At 70.4% G+C, this 7407-nt stretch carries 13 protein-coding genes; all 13 read right to left on the bottom strand.

Annotation, left to right across the window (positions count from 1 at the left end):
- Window positions 1-72: 72 nt before the first annotated feature.
- Complete coding sequence (locus tag ACFCYN_RS24545) at window positions 73-348, bottom strand: hypothetical protein (protein ID WP_375821567.1); 276 nt, start codon at window positions 346-348, stop codon at window positions 73-75.
- Between the two features lies 1 nt (window position 349).
- Complete coding sequence (locus ACFCYN_RS24540) at window positions 350-793, bottom strand: hypothetical protein (RefSeq protein ID WP_375821566.1); 444 nt, start codon at window positions 791-793, stop codon at window positions 350-352.
- Between the two features lie 101 nt (window positions 794-894).
- The gene (locus tag ACFCYN_RS24535) at window positions 895-1452 is read right to left on the bottom strand and encodes a hypothetical protein (RefSeq protein WP_375821565.1); all 558 of its coding nucleotides are present in this window, start codon (window positions 1450-1452) and stop codon (window positions 895-897) included.
- Window positions 1445-1792 carry a hypothetical protein gene (locus ACFCYN_RS24530; RefSeq protein WP_375821564.1) on the bottom strand — a complete coding sequence of 116 codons (348 nt, stop codon included), beginning with the start codon at window positions 1790-1792 and terminating at the stop codon, window positions 1445-1447. The genes ACFCYN_RS24535 and ACFCYN_RS24530 overlap by 8 nt, the downstream gene beginning before the upstream one ends.
- Complete coding sequence (locus tag ACFCYN_RS24525) at window positions 1789-2799, bottom strand: hypothetical protein (protein ID WP_375841084.1); 1011 nt, start codon at window positions 2797-2799, stop codon at window positions 1789-1791. The genes ACFCYN_RS24530 and ACFCYN_RS24525 overlap by 4 nt, the downstream gene beginning before the upstream one ends.
- 393 nt (window positions 2800-3192) lie before the next feature.
- Complete coding sequence (locus ACFCYN_RS24520; RefSeq protein ID WP_375841086.1) at window positions 3193-3951, bottom strand: N-acetylmuramoyl-L-alanine amidase; 759 nt, start codon at window positions 3949-3951, stop codon at window positions 3193-3195.
- Window positions 3952-3956: 5 nt separating this feature from the next.
- Entirely contained in the window at window positions 3957-4364 is a 408-nt protein-coding gene (locus tag ACFCYN_RS24515) for a hypothetical protein (RefSeq protein WP_375821561.1), read from the bottom strand.
- A gap of 124 nt (window positions 4365-4488) precedes the next feature.
- Window positions 4489-4869 (bottom strand): hypothetical protein, encoded by a 381-nt coding sequence (locus ACFCYN_RS24510; RefSeq protein ID WP_375821560.1) that lies wholly within the window; start codon window positions 4867-4869, stop codon window positions 4489-4491.
- Window positions 4870-4921: 52 nt separating this feature from the next.
- Window positions 4922-5875 carry an H-type lectin domain-containing protein gene (locus ACFCYN_RS24505; RefSeq protein ID WP_375821559.1) on the bottom strand — a complete coding sequence of 318 codons (954 nt, stop codon included), beginning with the start codon at window positions 5873-5875 and terminating at the stop codon, window positions 4922-4924.
- A gap of 12 nt (window positions 5876-5887) precedes the next feature.
- Complete coding sequence (locus ACFCYN_RS24500) at window positions 5888-6235, bottom strand: hypothetical protein (RefSeq protein ID WP_375821558.1); 348 nt, start codon at window positions 6233-6235, stop codon at window positions 5888-5890.
- A complete protein-coding gene (locus tag ACFCYN_RS24495) occupies window positions 6232-6441 on the bottom strand; it encodes a hypothetical protein (protein WP_375821557.1) in 210 nt (69 codons plus the stop codon). Before ACFCYN_RS24495 ends, ACFCYN_RS24500 begins: the two co-directional genes overlap by 4 nt.
- A gap of 23 nt (window positions 6442-6464) precedes the next feature.
- Window positions 6465-6938: a hypothetical protein gene (locus ACFCYN_RS24490; protein WP_375821556.1), complete on the bottom strand. Its 474-nt coding sequence runs from the start codon at window positions 6936-6938 to the stop codon at window positions 6465-6467.
- On the bottom strand, window positions 6938-7407 hold a 470-nt coding region (locus ACFCYN_RS24485; RefSeq protein WP_375952592.1), incomplete at its 5' end, for a hypothetical protein. The genes ACFCYN_RS24485 and ACFCYN_RS24490, both read right to left, overlap by 1 nt.

Raw genomic sequence — 7407 nt, 5'->3', positions numbered from 1 at the left:
TGGGAGTGAAGGGCCTTTCGCGGTCCTCCACTTGAGGCCCCGGGGCTGTGCGGCCCCGGGGCCTCTCCATGTTCAGTGCGAGTACTGCCCGTCGGCGGTGGGGCAGGCCGGGTCGGCACAGGCGCAGTAGGCGCCGGGGGGCTCTTCCTCGGTGGGCACGACGGCCGGCGGGGGGTCGTCGTCGGCCACCTTGCCGCGTAGGGCGGTCAGGAGGTCGGCCTCCGTGGGCACGGGGAGCGGGGTGTCCCGCTGCTCTCGCAGCAGGCGCAGTGCTGCGGTGTACGGGATGCCGCGGGCGGCGGCCAGCTGGCGCGCGGCCTTCTTCTCGCTGGAGCGTTCCTTGGGCATGTCAGTCCTCCACGATGGTCGGTGTGCAGCCGGGTCCGTCGACGGGGCGCGGCTTGCCGAAGCACGGTTCGCCGGCGGGGTGGGTGCAGCCCTTGTCCGCGCGTTCCCGGAGTGCCGCCAGTTCGGCGCGCATGGTGTCGTTGGGGTCGCCGACGTACAGCGCGTACGCGTCGGCCGGCGGTGCCTGGGAGTAGTGCTCATCGGCGCGGCGCTGCCAGATGCTCACCTTCATGGGCCCGTAGTACTGGTGCTGCACGCGGATGTAGCTCACCTGGTGGGTGGCCGCGTGGTACGCCTCCACGAACGGGCCGGGGGCTTCGTCCCAGGATCCCCAGGAGATCATCTCGGGGGGCGTCTGGTCGAAGCGGTAGGCGGCGTAGCAGTAGGGGGCCTGCATGTCGATGCGGGGCATGGTGGCATCGGCCGCGAGCGGCTGCACTTCCATGACCTGGCGGAATCGGTGGCCCTGGCGGAGTCCGAGGTGGTCGGGCTCCTCGGGGCGCCCGCACCCGGGGGCAGAGCAGTGGGGTTCTGTGGGTCGGTCTGTCACGGGAAGTCCACCTCTACGTCGTTTCCCTCGAATGCGATGCTCTGGGTGTTGTAGGCCGATGCGGCGCCGCGCTGGAGGGTGTCTGCGGCGGCCTCGGGTCCGGCGGTGGTCCACGCGCGGATGACTGCGACCATGACGCGTCGCATGCCTTCCAGGGTGGTCGACCGGTGCTCGGTGCGGTTCTTGTAGCCGTTCCAGTTGATCGACGCGGTGACGCTGACCCGGTTGGGTGCGGGGGTGCTGTTCACGCGCTGCCTGAAGCGGGGGATGGTGATCAACCGGTTGTGTGCCGTCTCCAGCTTGCGGAGGTTGCGGGCGGACTGGCCCTTGCCCGCGCGCCAGTCGCGCCAGGTGCGCACCGGGATGCCGGCGGCCTCGGCCGCGCGCGTTATGGCGCTGCGCCGGTCCGTGTCCCCCTTCTTGGGCGTGAACAGGTTCTCCAACTGGTTCATGCGCGCCTGGAGGCCGCGGCGCTGCGTGATGGGGGTGCGTACCTCGTTGCGGGGGTAGCGTGCGCTGAGGGCGGCATCTAGAGCTGCGGCAAGGTCAGGCACGGTCGCTCCCCTCGTCGTCGGCGTAGGCGGTCAGGGTGTCGGGGTCTCCGTGCCAGAGCGCGACTGCGACGGGGTTGTCCCAGATGCGGTCCCAGTAGCCGGTGGTGTAGAGCTGGCGGAGAGTGGCGGCCTGGATCATGCCGTCCCGGTCGGTGACCGTGAGCATGGTCCAGTTGGCCCATATGACGAAGGCGCGGTCGGTGGCGGCCTGTGCGCTGCGGGCGGCCTGCTGGCGGACCAGGGCGCGCAGTCTGCGGGTGGCGGCGCGTGACTGGACGGCCGCGACCGCCGCGGCCACCGAGGTGGCTACGGCGGCCAGGGCCAGGAGGAGGACGGTCACAGGATGTCGTCCCCGTCGGTGTCCAGGACCATGGGCACGTCCTGCGCGCGCTGGTCGGTGCGGACCGGGGCGGCGTTCGGCTTGGGCTTGAGGGCACCGAGCTGGCGTCCGGTCGGGTCGTACTTGAAGGGGGGCTTGGGCTTGCTCATGACCTCGGGGAGGTCCGCGCCGATCACGGTGATCTCGTCGGTGGCACCCATGGAGATGAGGGGCCGGCCGGTCTCGGTCCAGCGCCACGCCTTGCGCCACATCGCGGCGGACGCGTGCGCGAGAACGGCGTGATTCCAGTCGGGGCGCCGGGTGCGGCACTTCTCGCCCGTGAGCATCATCGACAGGGCGGCGGAGTAGCCCTCCTTGAACGCGTCGTACTGGTCCTCGGCCGCCTTGCGGGTGGCGTCGGTCTGCGCCTGGTCGATCGCGTCGAGACGGGTCAGGCGCAGCTCCCGCAGCGTGGCGGACCAGTCGCGGAAGTCGGTGCGCACGTCGCTGGTCCAGGAGTCGTAGATCACCACGTCCGCGAGCGCGCCCTGCTCGTGCAGCTCCAACATGAGCTGGAGCGTGGGGTGGGCCACCCACAGGGACTCTTCCGTCTCGGTGCGGGAGGAATCCCCCAGGGGCGAGACGATCGTGCCCGAGAACGCCCAGTACGGCGTGCGGACGCGGTAGTACCCGGGGAGCACCTGGCGGGGGGAGGGGTACTCCCCGTGGTGGATGCCGCCGGTCTCCTTGAGGTGGGAGTGCGCCACCTGCACCGCGCCGATCGCGGCCAGGTAGGCGCCGTTCGCGTCCAGGGTGAGGGCCTCGCGGTCGGCGGGGATCTCGTGGATGCCGATCCAGTTCCAGTGCGGGATGTAGACGTCCCGGGACGGGGGGGTGACCGGCGCCCGCCAGAACGGCTCACGGCCGTAACGGGCGGGGGGGGTCTGGCGTTCCAGGATGGAGAGGGCCGGGAACATCGGCGGCTGGTCGTCGTCGTTGGGTTCGGGTGACATGTGAGTGTCGATCACAGGTCTGCCTCTTTCGGGTCACTTGGGAGTGATGGGTGTTTCGGACTCCAGAGCGACGCGTACGAGGAGTCGTACGGCGGCGGCCTTGGAGATGCCGAAGCGCTGCGCGGTCCGCTCGATCTGTGCCTTTTCCTGTGCGGTGAACAGGCACGTGATGGGGTGGTCCAGCCGTTCGGCCGGATCTTTGAAAGGGCGGGCCATGCGCATAAACCTAACAGGTTTTCACTGGTCTTGGTAGGGGCCGGGGGACGCGAAACCCCCCGCTCCAGACCGAGTTGACAGGGGGTACAGCAACTCGGGCGGCGCGGGGGGCCGGGGTGGTTCCCTCAACGGGCGGGAGGGGGAACCGATGTGACGTACCGGCACCGTACCCCCATACGGGGACGGTTGCGACTACTTCCCCCGATCCGCCTGGAGGGCATCCACCTCGGCCTCCAGGCGGGCCAGCCGCGCGTCCTGCTGCACGTCCTTGAGCCCGGGCGGCCTGGTCGCGACGGGCGGCTTGGTGGCCGGGGGCTTGGGCTTGGGGTCCGCCGGCGGCTTGGGCTTGCCCGTGAGCCGGGTCTTCACCCGGGCGCGCATGGACGCCATGGTGAACCCGCGGGGGTCGATCTTGCCCGGCTGCCACTCAAGGTGCCCGATCACGGAGCCCTCGTTCCACCCGTGGTGCCGGCACACCGCGGCGGCGGCCCGCTCGATCGCTTCGAGCTGCACCGCGGGCCACGGGTCCTTGCCGTCCCCGAGGTTCTCGCACTCGAACCCGTAGAAGCGCCGGTTGCCGTCGGTGTTCGCCTCGTTGTCCGCGGGCAGTGCCGTCTCTGCGACGACCGCGCGCAGCACATCGTCGTCCCCGAGCCCGGCATGGTTGGCGCGGCCGTAGCCCACCAGGTGCACCTTGCCGTCCTTGGTGATCACGCCGTGGCAGAGCGGCCCGGGTAGACCCTCGTAGCCCTTGCGGCAGATCTCCACGGTCTTGGCGCTGCCCTTGGTCACGGTGTGGTGGATCATCACACCGTTCACGGGCCCCCAGGGCCCCTTGTGGTTGCGGTTGTGGCTGGCGGGGGACTTCCCCTCGGTCTTGACCTCGACCACGGTCAGGCCCTCGGCCCGCAGTGCCTTGGCGAACTCCGGGTAGCTCATCGGATCGGCCATGGTGATCAGTCCTCGTCCACGCGGGAGCCGAACCAGCCGCGCGACGCGGTACGGCGGCGCGGCTTGGGGGTGTCGTCGGCCGCCGCAGAGGTGTCGATGGACTCGGCGCCGGCCCCCTTCTTGTCCGTGCTCTCGGTGGCGCCGGCGTCGTCGGCGCGCTCCTGGGGCGCGGGGTGGAACGGGCGGCTGATCAGGGAATCGATCTTGCCCAGGAGGGTGTCCAGCTTCCCCTCCAGGCCGGTCACCTTGGCCTCCAGGCGGTCCGCCCGGTCGGTGTCCCCCTCCTTGCGTGCCTCGGCGGCCTCCTCCTTGGTGTCCTTGATCTCCTCCTTGACCTCGGCGGCCTCCTCCTTGACCTCGGTCGCGGCCTCGGTGCCCGGGGGGTTCTCGGTGCCGTCGCTCTTGGTGGTCATGGCGTCCTTTCCTGGTGCAGATCGGTCGGGGGCGCACAGGGCGCCGGGGTGAGGGCGGCGCCCCCGAGGTAGACCAGCACGGCCGTGCTGGCCACCGCGAGGACGGCCGTGAGCGCGCGCCGGATCACGGGTGTGCACGCCGTGTGGACGGGCCGGGGGGCCGTGTGGGCTTCACGTTGACAGGGATCGGCTTGACGCCCGCGGCCCGGGTGAGCGCCTGTACGTGCTCGAACACCAGTTGAAGACCGGACGGGGGCGCGCCGTACGTCATGGAGCCCTCCACGCACACCACGACGAACTCCGCCAGGGGCAGGCCGGCCTTGCGTGCGCCCTCCTCCCAACGGTCCTGGAGCACGGGCCCGGCGGGGATGCGGACGGTGTGGTCGCCCAGCAGGAATTGCAGGGTCTCATCCGCGCTCTTGCCCAGCCGCGCGGCCAGGTCGTGCACGCGTTGGTGCGTGTCCACGGACACGCGGATGCTCTTGTACTGCGGCTCGGTTGCCATGGCCGGGACCCTACTCATGTGCGTGCATCCTGTCTACGCGGTGTGCACTAGGTCAGGCGTAAGCGATCCATGACCAGTTGGTGAGCGCGTTCGTGGAGCGGTACGCGCGGATGGTGAAACCGGTTGTGGTCACGCTGTCGACATAGCCACGAATCACCGTGCCGGAGGGGTCGGCCGCGGACCGGGGGTCGATCGTCACCGCGGGCGTGCTGGGGAACGGAGTCGGGAACACGACGTTGACGGACGTGACCCCGCCTCCGGCGCCGGGTGCCGCGGTGGACGCCTGCCCGCCCTGGAGGTTGGCCGCGGTCACCGAACCGGTGATCTCGAACACCTGGGTGACGGCCTCAATCCGGTTGGCGTTGACGGTCGGGGATCCGCCGTGCAGCCGGATGCTCGACTTGGCCGTGTTCACGGTCGTGCTGGGGGACTGGAGGAACAGGGACGGGGTGTCGGCGCCGTGGGTGGAGGTCAGGTTCGTCCCCAGGGCAGCGTCCGCCCACGTGACCCCGGGAACGGTCGCGGGCCGGAGCTGCTGGAGGGCCTGTGCCCCGCCCGCAATGATCTCGATCAGGGACCCGAGGTTGTTGGACCAGACGACACCCGTGTCTGTGTTGATGTTGACCGTGCCGGTCGACCCGAGCACGGTCACCCCGTCCTCGTAGGCGTTGCCGTAGGGGTCGGTGCCGGCCGCTGCTGCGATGGCCAGGACCAGCGTCCCGGGGCCCGGGGTGCCGTCGTAGTAGAACGCCTCACCCCCGAGCGACGTGCCGCCGCGGATCGTGATGTCGTTGAACTCCGCTGACCCGTTCTGGTCGAGGTGCCAGCCGGACACCCCGGGCACGTAGTTCGCGGACTCCAGGGTCCCGCGCACCGTGATGTCGTTGAACTCCGCCGATCCGTCGATCCGCACGCACCAGCCGGACGTGCCCGGCTGGAAGTCCGGAGACTGCAACGCGGGCCGGATCAGCACGATCCCGCCCGCAAGTTCGTCCTGGAACTGCACGACTCTCCCCCTCTACCGCATTGTCATGGTGCCGTACAGCCACGCCGTGGCCACCGAGCCCGGGACCCCGTTGACCCACTCGATCACGAGCGGCTGGGAGGGCTGCACCAGCGTCGACCCCGTAGCGGTCGACTGGTTGCCCATCCAGGACTGCGCGACCCGCTGTCCGCCAACGCCCCCCAGGAACACCCGCACCTGCGGGACGGGGGTCTGCGTGGGGTCCTGCGACGTGGCCACGTTGATGGTGGTCACCAGCCAGGTCCGGAACGACTCAGGGGCCAGCTGGACCACGCCGTGGCCGGACGCGTCCAGGGTCACCGACCCGGACGCGTCCAGCACTTGAGGCGCCGGCGTCGTCATGCCGCTCCCGTGAGCGCGGCCACGGCGTCCGGCCCGCCTATCGCCCCCACCGCCAGGAGGGCCACCGCGCTCATCCATTGGATCTTCCTGGCGTGCTGGTCCTGCGTGACCGCGATCGTCTTCACCTCCCGGCGGAGTCCGTCCACCTTGGTCTGGAGCGTGGCGAGCTGCGCCAGGACCGGGTCTCTCTGCTGCTGCGGGGACATGGGTCCCCCTTCTGTAGGACGGCTCAGGCCGTGGGCGAGATGATGAACCAGGCCACGACGGACGTGTCCGTCGCGTCCGCGGACGTGATGGTGAACGACGTGCCGGCCACCCGGGCGGTGACCCCGACAGCCTTGGGTGTGGTGACCGTTCCGAGGGACTGGACGGTGCACTGGATCCGGGAGTTCGCGGCCACCTTGTTGGTGGCCACCGTGACCGCACCCGCCACCAGGGTGGCCACGCCGCTGGTGGCGCCGGCGCCCTCGGCCACGGCCAGGCCCCCGCCGGCGGTGCCGATGCGGAGGGTGTCCTTGTCCCCGGACCAGAGGGTGAACTGCGCGTCGGCCTGCCCCGCCTCCAGGGCGGTGTACCCGGCAACGGTGAGGTTCCCGCCGACCGTGGCGGCCCCGGTCACATCGAGGGCGCCGGTCACGGCCACGTCGGCGAACTCGACATCGACGCCGGTGCGGATGAGCGGCACGTAGGTGGGAGAGGGCATCACTGGCTCCAGTAGACGGACTCGACACCCACGGCCGTGCTGCCGGTGACCGCGCACACCCACAGCTCATGGGTGTGCCGCACGACGTAGGGCAGGACGGCCGGAATGCGCATCGCGCCCGCGGCCCCCGACTGCGCACCGGCCTGCGTGCTGGAGATCCACACGTCCTGATCCTGCGCGATCAGCGTCGCGTACTGGCGGCGCGGCTCCAGCGCGAGCACCCGCACGGCCACCGCGGCCGTGGCCGTGTCCGTCTTGTAGCCGGGGTACCCGGACGCGGGCAGCTCCCGCACCTCGGTCGGACCGCACACGGACACCGCAACCGGCCGCGTCTCGTACGGCTCGGCCTCCTCCTGGACGATCTCGTCCGGGTCCGGAGTGATGTTCATTTCTTCGCCCCGCTGGTGTACCAGTTGTTCTGCCAAGAGCATGGCTGGGTAGCTATGTGTGGAAGGGATAAGTGCTGAAA

It is taken from the genome of Gottfriedia sp. NPDC056225, from assembly GCF_042267765.1.
Classification (GTDB): Bacteria; Bacillota; Bacilli; order Bacillales; family Bacillaceae_G; genus Gottfriedia.
This window is presented reverse-complemented; position numbering and strand designations above follow the sequence as displayed.

Excerpts from the sequence above, each read along its gene's own strand:
- ACFCYN_RS24545 (WP_375821567.1), bottom strand. The coding sequence starts at position 348 with ATGCCCAAGGAACGCTCCAGCGAGAAGAAGGCCGCGCGCCAGCTGGCC.
- ACFCYN_RS24540 (WP_375821566.1), bottom strand. The coding sequence starts at position 793 with ATGGAAGTGCAGCCGCTCGCGGCCGATGCCACCATGCCCCGCATCGAC.
- ACFCYN_RS24520 (WP_375841086.1), bottom strand. The coding sequence starts at position 3,951 with ATGGCCGATCCGATGAGCTACCCGGAGTTCGCCAAGGCACTGCGGGCC.
- ACFCYN_RS24515 (WP_375821561.1), bottom strand. The coding sequence starts at position 4,364 with ATGACCACCAAGAGCGACGGCACCGAGAACCCCCCGGGCACCGAGGCC.
- ACFCYN_RS24510 (WP_375821560.1), bottom strand. The coding sequence starts at position 4,869 with ATGGCAACCGAGCCGCAGTACAAGAGCATCCGCGTGTCCGTGGACACG.
- ACFCYN_RS24500 (WP_375821558.1), bottom strand. The coding sequence starts at position 6,235 with ATGACGACGCCGGCGCCTCAAGTGCTGGACGCGTCCGGGTCGGTGACC.
- ACFCYN_RS24495 (WP_375821557.1), bottom strand. The coding sequence starts at position 6,441 with ATGTCCCCGCAGCAGCAGAGAGACCCGGTCCTGGCGCAGCTCGCCACG.
- ACFCYN_RS24490 (WP_375821556.1), bottom strand. The coding sequence starts at position 6,938 with ATGCCCTCTCCCACCTACGTGCCGCTCATCCGCACCGGCGTCGATGTC.